Origin of the sequence: Methylocella tundrae, assembly GCF_901905185.1 — a bacterium.
Classification (GTDB): Bacteria; Pseudomonadota; Alphaproteobacteria; order Rhizobiales; family Beijerinckiaceae; genus Methylocapsa; species Methylocapsa tundrae.
On record NZ_CABFMQ020000073.1, the window covers coordinates 13240 to 25971 of the forward strand.

Annotated in this window: 16 protein-coding genes; 6 read left to right on the plus strand and 10 right to left on the minus strand. The window is 62.2% G+C overall.

Going from position 1 to position 12732, the window contains the following annotated elements; all coding sequences use genetic code 11:
- The first annotated feature begins 2 nt into the window (after positions 1–2).
- Complete coding sequence (gene purN / locus MPC4_RS06600; RefSeq protein WP_174511882.1) at positions 3–653, plus strand: phosphoribosylglycinamide formyltransferase; 651 nt, start codon at positions 3–5, stop codon at positions 651–653.
- A 119-nt stretch (positions 654–772) separates the two neighbouring features.
- On the opposite strand, the gene ndk is transcribed toward purN, so the two are convergent.
- Positions 773–1195, minus strand: coding sequence for a nucleoside-diphosphate kinase (ndk, locus tag MPC4_RS06605; protein WP_174511821.1), 423 nt, complete (start codon positions 1193–1195; stop codon positions 773–775).
- 152 nt (positions 1196–1347) lie between these two features.
- Here ndk and MPC4_RS06610 point away from each other — a divergent pair, with 152 nt between their 5' ends.
- Positions 1348–2265, plus strand: a complete 918-nt coding sequence (locus MPC4_RS06610) for a LysR substrate-binding domain-containing protein (protein WP_174511822.1) — start codon at positions 1348–1350, stop codon at positions 2263–2265.
- A gap of 29 nt (positions 2266–2294) precedes the next feature.
- On the opposite strand, the gene ahpD is transcribed toward MPC4_RS06610, so the two are convergent.
- Complete coding sequence (gene ahpD / locus MPC4_RS06615; protein ID WP_174511823.1) at positions 2295–2831, minus strand: alkylhydroperoxidase, AhpD family; 537 nt, start codon at positions 2829–2831, stop codon at positions 2295–2297.
- A 5-nt stretch (positions 2832–2836) separates the two neighbouring features.
- A complete protein-coding gene (locus tag MPC4_RS06620) occupies positions 2837–3391 on the minus strand; it encodes a peroxiredoxin (protein ID WP_134487453.1) in 555 nt (184 codons plus the stop codon).
- A 419-nt stretch (positions 3392–3810) separates the two neighbouring features.
- Here MPC4_RS06620 and MPC4_RS06625 point away from each other — a divergent pair, with 419 nt between their 5' ends.
- Entirely contained in the window at positions 3811–5694 is a 1884-nt protein-coding gene (locus tag MPC4_RS06625; RefSeq protein ID WP_174511824.1) for an ABC-F family ATP-binding cassette domain-containing protein, read from the plus strand.
- 20 nt (positions 5695–5714) lie between these two features.
- Here the strand turns inward: MPC4_RS06625 and MPC4_RS06630 are convergent, their stop codons facing one another.
- The 4 genes from MPC4_RS06630 to mobB form a co-directional block, all read right to left on the minus strand.
- A complete protein-coding gene (locus tag MPC4_RS06630) occupies positions 5715–6233 on the minus strand; it encodes a hypothetical protein (protein ID WP_174511825.1) in 519 nt (172 codons plus the stop codon).
- 62 nt (positions 6234–6295) lie between these two features.
- Positions 6296–6547, minus strand: a complete 252-nt coding sequence (locus tag MPC4_RS06635; RefSeq protein ID WP_174511826.1) for a hypothetical protein — start codon at positions 6545–6547, stop codon at positions 6296–6298.
- A 387-nt stretch (positions 6548–6934) separates the two neighbouring features.
- Positions 6935–8209, minus strand: coding sequence for a molybdopterin molybdotransferase MoeA (locus tag MPC4_RS06640; RefSeq protein WP_174511827.1), 1275 nt, complete (start codon positions 8207–8209; stop codon positions 6935–6937).
- A gap of 11 nt (positions 8210–8220) precedes the next feature.
- Positions 8221–8760, minus strand: a complete 540-nt coding sequence (gene mobB / locus MPC4_RS06645) for a molybdopterin-guanine dinucleotide biosynthesis protein B (protein ID WP_210253605.1) — start codon at positions 8758–8760, stop codon at positions 8221–8223.
- 376 nt (positions 8761–9136) lie between these two features.
- Between mobB and MPC4_RS06650 the strand changes: the two genes are divergently transcribed.
- From MPC4_RS06650 to MPC4_RS06660, 3 genes are read left to right on the plus strand one after another with little or no spacing between them, the layout of a single operon-like run.
- Positions 9137–9379: a sulfurtransferase TusA family protein gene (locus tag MPC4_RS06650; RefSeq protein ID WP_174511828.1), complete on the plus strand. Its 243-nt coding sequence runs from the start codon at positions 9137–9139 to the stop codon at positions 9377–9379.
- A complete protein-coding gene (locus MPC4_RS06655) occupies positions 9376–9948 on the plus strand; it encodes a DUF2478 domain-containing protein (RefSeq protein ID WP_174511829.1) in 573 nt (190 codons plus the stop codon). The genes MPC4_RS06650 and MPC4_RS06655 overlap by 4 nt, the downstream gene beginning before the upstream one ends.
- Positions 9945–10679, plus strand: a complete 735-nt coding sequence (locus MPC4_RS06660) for an NUDIX hydrolase (protein WP_174511830.1) — start codon at positions 9945–9947, stop codon at positions 10677–10679. Before MPC4_RS06655 ends, MPC4_RS06660 begins: the two co-directional genes overlap by 4 nt.
- A 78-nt stretch (positions 10680–10757) precedes the next feature.
- Here the strand turns inward: MPC4_RS06660 and MPC4_RS06665 are convergent, their stop codons facing one another.
- The 3 genes from MPC4_RS06665 to MPC4_RS06675 are packed head-to-tail and all read right to left on the minus strand — an operon-like array spanning position 10758 to position 12668.
- A complete protein-coding gene (locus MPC4_RS06665) occupies positions 10758–11096 on the minus strand; it encodes a hypothetical protein (protein ID WP_134487427.1) in 339 nt (112 codons plus the stop codon).
- Between the two features lie 54 nt (positions 11097–11150).
- The gene (locus MPC4_RS06670; protein ID WP_174511831.1) at positions 11151–12398 is read right to left on the minus strand and encodes an FAD-dependent monooxygenase; all 1248 of its coding nucleotides are present in this window, start codon (positions 12396–12398) and stop codon (positions 11151–11153) included.
- A gap of 15 nt (positions 12399–12413) precedes the next feature.
- Positions 12414–12668 (minus strand): zinc-finger domain-containing protein, encoded by a 255-nt coding sequence (locus MPC4_RS06675; protein WP_174511832.1) that lies wholly within the window; start codon positions 12666–12668, stop codon positions 12414–12416.
- Positions 12669–12732 lie beyond the last annotated feature (64 nt).

The following is a 12732-nucleotide window of genomic DNA, read 5'->3' on the forward strand; positions in this document are numbered from 1 at the left end:
CCATCCGGCGCAAGCGCACCGCGGTTTTGATCTCAGGTCGCGGCTCGAACATGCAGGCGTTGGTCAGGCGCGCGCGGGCTCCGGCTTTTCCGGCGGAGATCGCACTCGTGCTGTCGAACCGGCCTGACGCGCCGGGTCTCGCCTTCGCCAAAGCCAATGGCATCGCCTGCGCCGCCGTCGACCATAAAATCTATGCCGGACGCGAGGAATTCGAGCGCTCGATGCAGGCTCTCCTCGAACTGCATCGCATCGAGATTATCTGCCTTGCGGGATTTATGCGCTTGCTGACCCCGTGGTTTATCGCGCAATGGCAGGGCCGGATGCTGAATGTCCACCCCGCCCTGCTGCCCGCCTATCGGGGCCTCGACACGCATGAGCGCGCTCTCGCCGATGGCGTCAAAATTCATGGCTGCACGACCCATTTCGTCGTTCCCGCCATGGATGAAGGCCCTATCATCGCGCAGGCGGCGGTAGCGGTGCTCGACGATGATACGCCGGAATCTTTGGCGGCGCGCGTGCTAGAGCAGGAGCACATTATCTATCCGGCCTCGCTCGAACGTCTTGCCGCCGGAATGCTTCGCGTCGATGGCAATCGCGTGTTTTCGAATGACTGCGCAGCCGCGCCGGCCTCGCTACGCAATCCGCCTGCCTGAGCGTGCCGCCAATGCAGCGGTCAGTCGCGAATGACGAGTATTTTGGTTTAATTGATCCAGCACAGCAAATTCAATGGAATAGGGCGTCAAATTAAGACGCCCTATGAAGTCGTGAAGTTTCAGCCGACGATCTCGTTTCCGGAAAACCACTGCGCGATCTCGATCGCGGCGGTCTCCGGCGCGTCCGAGCCATGCGCGGAATTTTCTCCCACCGACAGCGCAAATTCCTTACGAATGGTGCCCGGCGCTGCTTTTGACGGATCGGTGGCGCCCAAAACGTCGCGGTATTTCCTGATCGCGTCTTCGCCTTCGAGCACCTGCACCACGACCGGACCGCCGATCATCGTCTCGACGAGTTCGCCAAAGAACGGACGCTCCTTGTGCACGGCGTAAAAGGTCTCGGCCTGGGCGCGCGTGATCTGCACGCGCTTCTGTGCGACGATGCGAAGGCCCGCCTTTTCGATGAGGGCGTTGATAGCGCCGGTGAGATTGCGCCGCGTTGCATCCGGCTTGAGAATAGAGAAAGTGCGTTCGATCGCCATTTGCGGTCGTCCTTTGCGCAGGGAGGGGCTAAAATCACGCCGCTTATAGAGGCGCGCGCCGACGCCCGCAACCCGCCGCAACGCTCACGCCGGGCGGCTGGACCATCAAGCTCTGGTTGTATTGGTTATAGAGGATTGATATTCGTGGCGGCATGAACCTGCGCGACCTCCGCTACATTATTAAAGTGGCCGATCTCAGGCATTTTGGTCGCGCCGCGATGGCGTGCCATGTGAGCCAGCCGACCCTGAGCGGACAGATTCTCAAGCTCGAGGAAGAGCTCGGCGTCGCCATTTTTGAGCGCGTCGGCAAATCATTGACGACGACCGCCGCCGGCAACCTCATTCTGTCACACGCGCGACGCGCGGTCGCCGCCGCCGACGACATCATTGCCTGCGCCAAGGCCAGCCGCGATCCGATGCTGGGGCCGCTGCGCCTCGGCGTCATTCCGACGCTCGCCCCCTATCTCATGCCGTTTGTCCTTCCGAACGCGCGCGCGCAGATGCCGAAAACGCCGCTCGCGCTCGTTGAAGATCTGACCGCGCGGCTGATCGACCCGGTGCTGCAAGGCGAACTCGACGCCGCGCTCATCGCGTCCGATCCCGAAACGGACGCGCTCGAGATTACGCCCCTGTTCGACGAACCGTTTCTCCTGGTTCTGCCGCAAGACCACCCGCTGGCCGCCGGCAACATTGTGGAGGCGAGCGCCATCGATCCGCAGCAGCTATTGCTGCTCGCCGACGGCCATTGCCTGCGCGACCAGGCTCTCGAGCTTTGTCAGCATACGCGGCGTGGCGAGGGCGATATGGCGGATATGCGCGCGACGAGTCTGCAAACTCTGCTGCATATGGCGGCGGCTGGTTACGGGATGACGCTGATGCCGGGCCTTGCCCTGCTCGATGAGCCGCGCCTGCCGGGAAATCTTGCGGCGCGCCGGCTGCGTGGACCGCACACTTCGCGGCTGATCCGCCTTATCTCGCGGCCGACGAACCCGCGCCGCCCAGCGATCGAGGCGTTGTCGCAACTCATCAAAAAGAGCATTCCGGAGGCCCTCTCAAAGCCTCCGGAATGAATGTTGTCGTGCGTGGATCTTGAGAGCCGTTAAGCCAGCACCGGCAGCCGCGCGGCTTCGATTGCCACCGCGGCCGACTGAACGATGGCGGCGAAACGAACCGCCGTCTGAATGGCCTCTTCCGTAACGCCTGCCTCGATCAACACTTTTTCGTGCGAGTCTATGCAGGCGCCGCAGCCGTTGATGGCCGAGACGGCAAGGCACCACAGTTCAAAATCGGTCTTTGGCACGCCCGGAGCGCCGATCACCGACATGCGGAGCTTGGCGGGCAAGGTCCGGTACGAGGCGTTCGAGGCCAGATGAACAAAGCGATAATAGACATTGTTCATCGCCATGATCGCCGCAGCCGAGCGCGCGGCGTCGCGCGCCTCGGGCTTTAGATGCGACGTCGCCTCGCGATCGAAAGCCGCCGCGACATCCGCGTTGCGCGTCGCGATGGCGCAGGCGAGAAGCAGACCATATTTGGTCTGCTCGCCGAGGCTGTCGTCGTTCGCGATCGCGCCGAGGTTCAGGCGTACATCCTTGGCGAAGTCGGGCAGCTGCGATTTCAGGCTGTCGATCGACATACGCCTTACGCCGCCTTGAGAACGTCGCCGCCGACCTCGCGATTGCAGGGGCAGAGTTCATCCGTCTGCAAGGCGTCGAGCACGCGCAGCGTATCCTTCGGCGCGCGTCCGACATTGAGATTGGTCGCGTAGATATGCTGGATCACATTGTCGGGATCGACAATGAAGGTATAGCGATAGGCGACGCCGGCTGGAGAGCGGACGCCGAGGCCGTCGGTCAGCGAGCCATTGGTGTCGGCGAATTGCCAGATCGGCAGCTTGGCGAGGTCCTTATGGTCGCGCCGCCAGGCGAGCTTGACGAATTCATTATCCGTCGATCCGCCGAGAACGACCGCGTCACGGTCGGAAAATTCCTCGTTCAGGCGCGCAAATTCGGCGATCTCGGTCGGGCAGACGAAGGTAAAATCCTTGGGATAAAAGAAAATGATTTTCCATTTTCCAGGGAAGCTCAGTTCGGTGAGCGTCTCGAAAGCGCTCTCGCCGTTTTCTTCGTGCTTTTCAAAGCCGGGCTTGACGCCAGTTACAGAAAAACTCGGGATTGTTTCGCCAATTCCAGCCATGTATACTCTCCTCTTGAACAGCTGATGTAGCCGTTGTGAACCTATATTAGTTGACCAAAAGCGCGTCTAATCGCTTATGTAAATCGAAAAGATAGCCTGGCCCTATCGTGCCGATTATCAGCCTTTTCGACCGACCGAGCCGTAACTCCGGCGGCAGCGGGCCCTGACGCGCAGCATCGCAGGGGGCAAAACGCCTGTGCTTCGCGGCTTGCGCTGAAAATTGATCCTGGTCAGAGGAAGCTTCACTTAGAATTCCTCTAACACCAACGCTAAAGTAAGCCCCCAACAGTCCGCGCTCCACGCGACATTAAGTCGCAGCTAAAGCTGGCGCTATGCCGCCCGACGCGCTTTCGCGGGTTGATAAGGCCAATTCTTCGCCGATCTCTTGCAATGCAACACAACTCGGGCGACAAGCCTTCATGCTTCATATCAACGATGTCACGCTTCGGCTGGGTCCGAGGATTCTGTTCGACAAGGCGACCGCCGCCCTGCCCGACAATGCGCGGATTGGCTTCGTCGGCCGCAATGGCGCCGGGAAGACAACTTTATTCCGTATGATTTCGGGCGAGCTTGCTCCCGAATCAGGAACAATATCCTACCCGCGCCAGATGCGGCTTGGCCGCGTCGAGCAGGAAGCGCCCGGCGGCGCGCAGACGCTGATCGATTTCGTGCTCGAGGCCGACCTCGAACGGGCCGCCTTGATGCGCGAGGCCGAGACGGCGACGGACCCCTCCCGCATCGCCGATATTCAGATGCGGCTTGTCGATATCGGCGCTCATGCCGCGCCCGCCCGCGCCGCCGGCATTCTCGCCGGCCTCGGCTTTGACGAGGCGGCGCAAAATCGCTCGCTGTCGGAGTTTTCCGGCGGCTGGCGCATGCGCGTCGCTCTCGCCGCTGTGCTGTTTTCCGCCCCCGATCTGCTGCTGCTCGACGAGCCGACCAACTATCTCGATCTCGAAGGCACGCTCTGGCTGATCGACTATCTGCAGCGCTATCCAGCGACGATCCTTGTCATCAGCCACGACCGCGACCTGCTCGACGCCGTATCCGACCATATCCTGCATCTCGATACGGCGAAGCTAACGCTCTGGCGCGGCAATTATTCGAGCTTCGAAAAGCAGCGCCGCGAACAGCAGGCAATTTTGCTGAAGCACAAGAAGAAGCAGGACGATCAGCGCAAGCACCTGCAATCATTTGTTGACCGCTTCCGGGCGAAGGCGACCAAAGCGGCGCAGGCGCAATCGCGGCTCAAAATGCTCGCGAAGATGGAGCCGATCGCGGCCATCGTCGACGGCCATATTCTGCCGTTCCGCCTGCCCTCGCCGGCCAAACCTTTAAGTCCGCCAATCGTCGCGATGGATGACGCCAGCGTTGGTTACGGCGAAGTTCCGGTGCTGAAGCGTCTCTCCCTGAACATCGCCGAGGACGACCGCATCGGCCTTCTTGGGTCGAACGGCAATGGCAAATCGACCTTCGCCAAGCTCGTCGCGGGCCGGCTTACGGCGCAGGGCGGCGTCCTGCGCCGCTCGTCGAAACTCGATGTCGGATTTTTCGCGCAGCATCAGGTCGATGATCTCGATGAAAAGGCGACGCCCTATCAATGCGTCGCCGAACTCATGCGCGATTCGACCGAAGCCAAAATTCGCGGAAAATGCGCGCAGTTCGGCTTTCCGAACATCAAGGCCGACACAAAGATCGCGCAATTATCCGGCGGCGAGAAGGCGCGGCTCCTGATGGGCCTCGCAGCCTTCAACGGACCGCATCTTCTTATTCTCGATGAGCCTACCAACCATCTCGACATCGACAGCCGCGCCGCGCTGATCGAGGCGATCAATGATTTCGAGGGCGCCATCATCCTCGTCTCGCATGATCGCCATCTGCTCGAGGCCTGCGCGGACCGGCTTTGGCTCGTCGGGGACGGCACGGTCAAGGCGTTCGACGGCGACATGGACGATTACCGGAAATATGTGCTCGATCGCGCCGGCGGCGGCAACGGCAAAGCAGGCAAGAAAGAACGGGCGCTGGAGTTGGAGCGGGCGCCGCAACGGCAGAGCGCGCCAAGCCGCAAAGAGTCAGCGCCGCTGAAGAAGCGCATCTGGGCGGTCGAAGAGAGAATGCGGAAATTCCAGGACCTTATCGAGCGCGTGGACAAGGCTCTCGCCCATCCCGCGAGCTTCGCCAAAGACCCCGCGAAGGCCGCCCAGCTTTCCGCGCAGCGCAGCGAACTCGAAAAAACCCTGCTGCTCGCCGAGGAAGAATGGCTGGAGCTCACCGGCCAGTTTGAGGCGGCGCAGACCGGGTAGGCGCGCCGCGCGCCAAACTCTCAATGCCGTGTGCCAGGCCACGCGCCAGTAGACGGCGCCTGCGCGATGGTCCTCGTCAGCACGCCACCGAAGGGGGCCAGCACGAAGTTTTCCGCCATGAGCGCCCGGCCGAGAGAGCGGCTGGCGGCGAGCAGGATGCGCGCCTCGTCGATGCCGACGAGTTCGGCGGCGGCGAGCAATTCCTCATGCGAATTATTCTGCTGCGACGCGCCGACGAGATTGAGAACCCAATATTCGTCCCGGCACAGGCAGCGGCAAACGTCGGGCAGCCAACCGATCGGCCTTTGCGAACGCTGGTTCAGGACCCGCGTGAAAAGATGAAATTCGGCATAGAGCGCTTTGCCGGCGTCGAGTGAAACGTAACGCAGCAAAACGTCCCAGGCGCAGTCCCAGCAGAACATGTCTCGTGTTGTATAGCCCGCCATCCAATAGCGGTATTGCGCGAAGAAGAGATGTTCGGCCGGGGCGTCGGCATGAACGCCGGCGACTTCCGTTGCATGTTTTTGATTCTGAACCATTGCGCCATCCGTCTGGTCATGGATCGATTTCAAGGGTCGAGACATGTTGCTGGACTGTGCGTTCAGCCGGCCGCCTGCTTCCTCGCCGAGGGCCGATCGTTCGTGCTAGCTCGTGCGAGATGGGAAGATACAAACTCCTCGGCTTTCTTCTTCAAGCATTCTTCGACGCAAGATCCGTCGTAATAGGCCTGCAGCGCAAGAAAGCAGTGTTGCACCAGTTCATCGGTCTTTATCGACCATTCACCAAAGCCGTCATCGATCGCCTGTTGCAAGATTTTATTTATTCTAATTCTTTCATTTAACAGGTCACACATAGCATCCTCCGCGTATGTTGCGGGTATTATATTTAAACGGATGCTTATTTGGCTGCAAGACACATGTTTCTTATCTATTCTATTTCGATATTGGACTTTTGACGTTCGCGAAGCAGACATCAACCCGCCCCGGCTGGTTTGTCCCGGCTCTTGCGAGCGCCTCGCGGGAGCACTCCCGGAACGAACCCGCTCGGCCAGACTTTGTCGACGCCGTCTGGCTGGTTCCAGCAAACCTCTGGCAACCGCCGCGAGGCCAATGCGGTCTTGGGCGCCTCGGCCCATCGCTACGCCAAAGTTGATCGGCAGCTATGCAAAATCGCGGCACTCCGATCCCTCTCACTCGGCGAAGGCATCGGGACGTCTGAGCTTTTCAGATAAGGTCCGGCTTCAGCGGATCAGATCGTAGTCGATGAAGTTGATAACGTCTCCGGGGGCGACTTTGACGACGTCCTCCGGCAACTCGACAAGCCCATGCGTGCGCGTCAGCGAGGTCAAAACCGCCGCGCCTTCGACGCCATATTTCTCCGCCACCAGCGCTCCCGTCGAATCCGTGAGCACGACAACACGGACATATTCGCGCCGGCCGGCTTTCTTCTTGTAAGCGAAACCCGACTTCACCGGAAACCTGCGCTCCGGCTCGAATTCAGCGCCAGATAGAGCCGCGATCAGGGGACGCGCGATAAAGGCGAAGGCGATGAAAACCGCAACCGGATTGCCCGGCAGTCCGACGAAGGGGACGCCTTCGATGACGCCCATTGCGACGGGGCGTCCCGGTTTGATGGCGAGCCGCCAGAACACCAACGCGCCCTCGTCGCAAATCGCCGCCTTGACGTGATCTTCTTCGCCCATGGAGACGCCGCCCGAAGTCAGCACGAGATCATGCTCGCGCGCAGCGGCGCGGATCGCCGCGCGGATTTCCGCTGTGTCATCGGCGAGAACGCCAAGGTCGGTGACCGACACCCCTTGGCGGCGCAGCAAGCCCTGCAGCAGAAAGCGATTGGCGTCATAAACGGCGGACGGCTTCAATGGCTCGCCGGGCGAAACGATTTCATCGCCGGTGGAAAAAATCGCAACCTTCAGTCTGCGTCGGACGCCAAGGCGGTCGAAGCCGAGCGCGGCGGCAAGGCCCAGATCTTCCGGACGCAGACGCCTGCCCGCCCGAAGCGCGGTCTCGCCGACGCTGATGTCTTCGCCACGCAGGCGGCGGTTGGCGCCGCGCGAAAGGCCGGGCGGCAGGCTGACGCGCCCATCGCTGATGCGTCGGCAGTCTTCCTGCATGAAAACCGTGTCCATCCCTTCCGGCATGGCGGCGCCTGTGAAGATCCGCACCGCCTTTCCTGCGAAACCCGCAGCCGTCCGGCAATCGGTAATCGCAAGCGCATGGCCCGCCGCCGCCCTTCCTCCGAGATCGAGCACGGTCTCAACCGCTGGCGCCAAATCGTCGAAGCACACGGCGAAGCCGTCCACGGCCGAATTGTCGAAGCCTGGCAAATCCCTCGGCGCGATGAGATCTTGCGCCAGCACCCGGCCCTCAGCTTCGATCAGGGAAACAGGTTCGACGTCCTCAATGCACGGCATGCGCGCGAATATGGCCGCCACAGCCTCGTCGACCGTCATCAGCCTGTCGTCGGCCGCAAAGCTATCCTTGCTGAGTTGAGCCATAAGGTCGAACCTTAGAAATCCAGAGCGCCGCGCTCGAGCCTTGCAATCGTTTCGTCGAGCGGCGCGGCCAAACGCTCGACGAGCGTCGCCACCGCCTCGACGTCGTTGAGATCGGCATAGGGAAGAAGCAAGCCCTCGCCGCCCGCATCGCTTACGAAGGCCTTGATGCTGGGATCATCTGGATAGAGCAGAGCTTTGCCGTTGGCCAGTCTATGCACCTCGATCTTGCCAAGGGGGTCGCGCTTGTAACCCTCGACCAAAACGAAATCGACGGGGCTCATATGCGCGAGCAAAGCGCCGAGCCGCGGCTCATCGCCGCCGCGCAGTTCATGCATCAAAGCCCAGCGATTGGCGGAGGCGACGAGAACCTCGCTCGCGCCCGCCTCGCGGTGCGCATAGGAATCCTTGCCCGGCTGATCGACATCGAAGCCATGATGCGCATGTTTCAGCGTCGAGACCGAAAAGCCGCGCGCGATCAGGCAAGGGATGAGCTTGACGATCAAGGTCGTCTTGCCCGCGCTGCTCCATCCGGCGAGGCCAATGACGCGCATCAGAGGCGCGCCAATTCTTCCCGCGAGAACGGGTCGACCACGCGCTCCTGAGCCAAGGCTCGGCCTTTGCCCGCGCCAGCTGGAGAGATCGGTTTGGTCATCTGATGCCGAGAACCTCTGCTTTGAACTATCACCAAAGAAACCCGAAAAAGAACCAACGCCCCGGGAGCATAGCCCTCCGAGCGCGGATCGGCCAGCGGATGCGGGGCTTGGAGAAAGAGGCCGCCCGCGCTGCCCCGACGCGCTGATTTCCCCTGCTCCGCCTGTGGCGCGTCATTTCCGCTCAACGCCTGCGCTTCCTCTGGAAAATTGCGGCGGCATCGCTTACCATCCGCGCCGTCATATTCGCGCCACAGGACCTCTCATAGCTTAACGCATGACGATCCAATCGACTTCGACGGCTCTTGATCTGCGCGGGCTGCTCTGTCCGCTGCCGGCGCTGCGCACGCGAAAAGCTTTGCGCGGGCTGAGCGGCGGCGATCTGCTGGTCGTCGAATGCACCGATCCGCTCGCGGCCATCGATATCCCTCACCTCTTGCGGGAGACTGGCGACCTCCTGGAGCGCCAGGAAAATATCGGCGGGGCGACGATTTTTCATATCAGGCGGAAGCATTTATGAGCGGACGCGTTTCTTCCGACGTCAACACCCTGGCGGCGCTGGTGTTTGAGGATAGCGAAGCGGCGAACGGCATCGTCGAGGCTTTCGCGCGCGATGTTTCCCTCGCCGGCCATCGCATCGGCGGCGTGATCCAGATCGCCGACGCCACGCAAGCCTGCGATTGCCGCGACACGCTTCTCTATGACGTCGAGACCGGCGAGCGCGTCTCGATCCTGCAGGATCTTGGCCGTCAGTCACAATCCTGCCGCGTCGACACATCGGCGATCGCACATGCCGCCCATCTGATCGCGACGGCGCTCGAAAGATCGCCTGACCTTTTGTTCATCAATCGTTTCGGCAAGCTGGAAATCGAGGGCAACGGTCTCCTTTCGGAAATTGGCGCGGCGGCCGTCGCTGGAATTCCGACGCTGGTCTGCGTACCGGCGCGCTTTCTTGAAGCCTGGCGTCGGTTCACCATGGGCTTCGACGAGGAACTGCCCTGTTCCGCCGAGGCTTTGCAGCAATGGTGGAGCGCGGTGAAACAGCGCTCCGCTCCCACGCCAGTCAGCATTGATGCGTCTTCCGGATGAGCTCTGGCGGGCCCCGGATCGAAGACATCGAAGACATCGCTATCGAGGTGCGGGAGCGGCTCTGGCCCTTCGCCATCGACGAGAGCGAGGCGATCGACCGTCATTGGGACAAATTGCGCGCGAAGAATCCGCGCCTGTTCAATGGCCGCGTCTTTCTCAACTTTGAGAGGCGTGAAGAGACCGTGGGCGTCCGGCGCACCCTGCGAGGCGCCGCGGCCGCCGTCGACTACAAGGCGTTTCTGGCCTGGCGCGATTTCGGCTTTCCCGATTCAAATGTGCGCAATTGCTTCGCCATGGCGGCGTTGCGCTCGGCTGACGGCGCCTTCTTGCTCGGACGAATGAACGACCTGACCGCAAACAGCGGAAAAATCTATTTTCCAGCAGGGACGCCCGACCCCAGCGACGTCAGGGACGGAGCGCTCGATCTCGAAGGCAGCGTCTCGCGTGAGTTGCTGGAGGAAACCGGCCTCGGCGCCGATGAGGTTGATTTCGCGCCGGGATGGACCGTCGTCTTCGAGGGTCCGCGCATCGCCTGCATGAAGCTGACCCGCTCCCGACTGCGCGCGGCTGAAATAGAGGCGCGATTTCAGGCCTTCATCGCGCTGCAGGCGGAGCCCGAACTCGTCGCGCTGCACCCTGTTTTTTCGGTGTGCGACCTCGACGAGGAACGGATGCCCGATTTCACGCTGCGCTATTTGCGTCATGCGCTCGAACGATATCGGGCGTCGTAACGTCGGCGGATCATCGAGCCGGTTGGATTGATCCTTGTTCAGGCGAACGGCGTTTCCTTGGCGGGGAACGGCTCCAATTCACGCGCGATAGCCATGATTCACCTTGGTCGAGCGGATAATGGCCGCCGCCTCACCCTCCCTGCCGGCCGCGCAGGCATTGGCCGCGCGCGCCAGATCCGCTTCGATTTTATCGTAGACGGACTGGTTGAGATTGCCGGTCGCGACGTCCGCGGTAAGAACCTTCTGATAGTTGTTGAGGCTTTCCGTGCAGGCGGCGTTCTCCGGCAAGGCAGGCCAGTTCGGCAAGCGAGGTCCCGGCGCCGCGGCCACGGGCCCCGGAGCGCCGGAAGACTGATTGCAGCCGGCAAGCGCCACAGAAGCGCCGACAAGCGCGATCGACAATAAAATCCGGTGCATTCTGGACTCCGCAAGAGAAGGCTGCGCCCCCATCTCATTCGGAGCCTGTCTCTGTCAAGCCCGGATGCGACGATCTCGCGCGGGCGCCGCGCTCTGGCTTCTTGCGTCATAAAGCCAGTCGTAGCGGGCAAGCATGCGCTCGCCGCCAAGGGCGCGAATCGCCATGTCGCGCGCAAAAGCGGCGGCCCCATCGAGGTGATAGATTTTGGCCTGGGCGCGCGATTCTCTTTGCACCCTGCTCGCCCGGTCGAGCCGCGCGGCGGCATAGGCGGCAAGCGCGCGCGATACCGCGCCCTCGTCTCGTCCTGCCGTTTGTTGCAAGGCGTCGCCAAGCGCGCCTGCATCCTCGATCGCTTGCGCCGCGCCCTGCGCCAGAAACGGCAACATCGGATGGGCGGCGTCGCCGAGCAGCGCGACGCGTCCGGCTGACCAGGCGGGCAGCGGATCACGATCGATGAGGCGCCATTTCCGCCAATCGGCCGCGCCGCCGATCAGGCTGCGGGCCGCGTCGTGCCAAGTTGAAAAACGCGCCTTGAGGAAATCCGAATCGCCTTGGTTCGACCAACCGGAATCGAGGGCCGTGGGACCTTCATCTTCCTCGACGATGGCGACGACATTCACCACTGAACCGCCGCGCAAGGGGTAATGCACGAGATGCGCCTTGCGTCCAAGCCAGAGGCAGGATTCTCGGCGTAGCGCCTCCGCTCCCGTGCGACCAGCCGGAACGAGAGCCCGCCAGGCCGTCCGCTTCGAAAATTGCAAAGCGTCGGGTGCGCCGCCCAGCAGTTTCGCGCGAATGAGAGAGCGCGATCCGTCCGCGCCGATCAGGCAATCGCCCGCCGCCTCAACCCGCACGACGCCCTGTCGCAACGCCGCGACGACGCCGTCCGCGCCCGCCGCGAAACCGGCGACCGCGACCCCGGTGTGAATTCTGATGGCGTCTTCCTTCGCGGCGGCGTCGAGAAGCGCCCGCTGCAGATCGGCGCGATGAGCCAGAAGATAGGGCGCCCCCCAGCGGCTTTCGGCGTCGCCGAGCTTCATCAGGGCAAGGGTTGCGCCGTCGCTGGCTCGGCGTACCCGGATCGCCTCGGGCGTCAGGCACGATGGGGCGAGGCGCTCGATGATATCGAGCCGCCGCAGGATCGCGGTGGCGTTTGGCGACAGCTGCAAACCGGCGCCGACCTCTTCAAGCGCGGGCGCACAATCAAAGATGCTGACCTGCCACCCTGCCCGGACGAGGCAGAGGGCGGCGCTAAGGCCGCCAATGCCAGCGCCGGCGATCAATGCGTGAGGACGGCTCATCGAAAGGCGCGCGGCTCAGATCGCGGCGTTCGTTGATTCCGGATCAAAAACGCATTCCGGCGGAACGCAGCCGCCATGCAGCGTCGCATCAAAGACATAATGCGTGGAGCAATACGGGCAGATGGCTTCGTCCGCATCACCCATGTCAATGAAGATATGGGGATGATCGAAGGGCGGCAGCGCGCCGACGCACATGAATTCCTTTGCGCCGACGCGCACGCGGGGAACGCCTGGCTGATTGTGAAAATGCGGCGTGGCATGGGCGGCCATGATCTCATCCCTATTGTGAAAACCGCCGAACCATAAGCGCCTCGCCGGATTTTGGGTAGCCCCC

Excerpts from the sequence above, each read along its gene's own strand:
- ndk (WP_174511821.1), bottom strand. The coding sequence starts at position 1,195 with ATGGCGATCGAACGCACTTTCTCTATTCTCAAGCCGGATGCAACGCGG.
- MPC4_RS06610 (WP_174511822.1), top strand. The coding sequence starts at position 1,348 with ATGAACCTGCGCGACCTCCGCTACATTATTAAAGTGGCCGATCTCAGG.
- ahpD (WP_174511823.1), bottom strand. The coding sequence starts at position 2,831 with ATGTCGATCGACAGCCTGAAATCGCAGCTGCCCGACTTCGCCAAGGAT.
- MPC4_RS06620 (WP_134487453.1), bottom strand. The coding sequence starts at position 3,391 with ATGGCTGGAATTGGCGAAACAATCCCGAGTTTTTCTGTAACTGGCGTC.
- MPC4_RS06625 (WP_174511824.1), top strand. The coding sequence starts at position 3,811 with ATGCTTCATATCAACGATGTCACGCTTCGGCTGGGTCCGAGGATTCTG.
- MPC4_RS06630 (WP_174511825.1), bottom strand. The coding sequence starts at position 6,233 with ATGGTTCAGAATCAAAAACATGCAACGGAAGTCGCCGGCGTTCATGCC.
- MPC4_RS06635 (WP_174511826.1), bottom strand. The coding sequence starts at position 6,547 with ATGTGTGACCTGTTAAATGAAAGAATTAGAATAAATAAAATCTTGCAA.
- MPC4_RS06640 (WP_174511827.1), bottom strand. The coding sequence starts at position 8,209 with ATGGCTCAACTCAGCAAGGATAGCTTTGCGGCCGACGACAGGCTGATG.
- mobB (WP_210253605.1), bottom strand. The coding sequence starts at position 8,760 with ATGCGCGTCATTGGCCTCGCCGGATGGAGCAGCGCGGGCAAGACGACC.
- MPC4_RS06650 (WP_174511828.1), top strand. The coding sequence starts at position 9,137 with ATGACGATCCAATCGACTTCGACGGCTCTTGATCTGCGCGGGCTGCTC.
- MPC4_RS06655 (WP_174511829.1), top strand. The coding sequence starts at position 9,376 with ATGAGCGGACGCGTTTCTTCCGACGTCAACACCCTGGCGGCGCTGGTG.
- MPC4_RS06660 (WP_174511830.1), top strand. The coding sequence starts at position 9,945 with ATGAGCTCTGGCGGGCCCCGGATCGAAGACATCGAAGACATCGCTATC.
- MPC4_RS06665 (WP_134487427.1), bottom strand. The coding sequence starts at position 11,096 with ATGCACCGGATTTTATTGTCGATCGCGCTTGTCGGCGCTTCTGTGGCG.
- MPC4_RS06670 (WP_174511831.1), bottom strand. The coding sequence starts at position 12,398 with ATGAGCCGTCCTCACGCATTGATCGCCGGCGCTGGCATTGGCGGCCTT.
- MPC4_RS06675 (WP_174511832.1), bottom strand. The coding sequence starts at position 12,668 with ATGGCCGCCCATGCCACGCCGCATTTTCACAATCAGCCAGGCGTTCCC.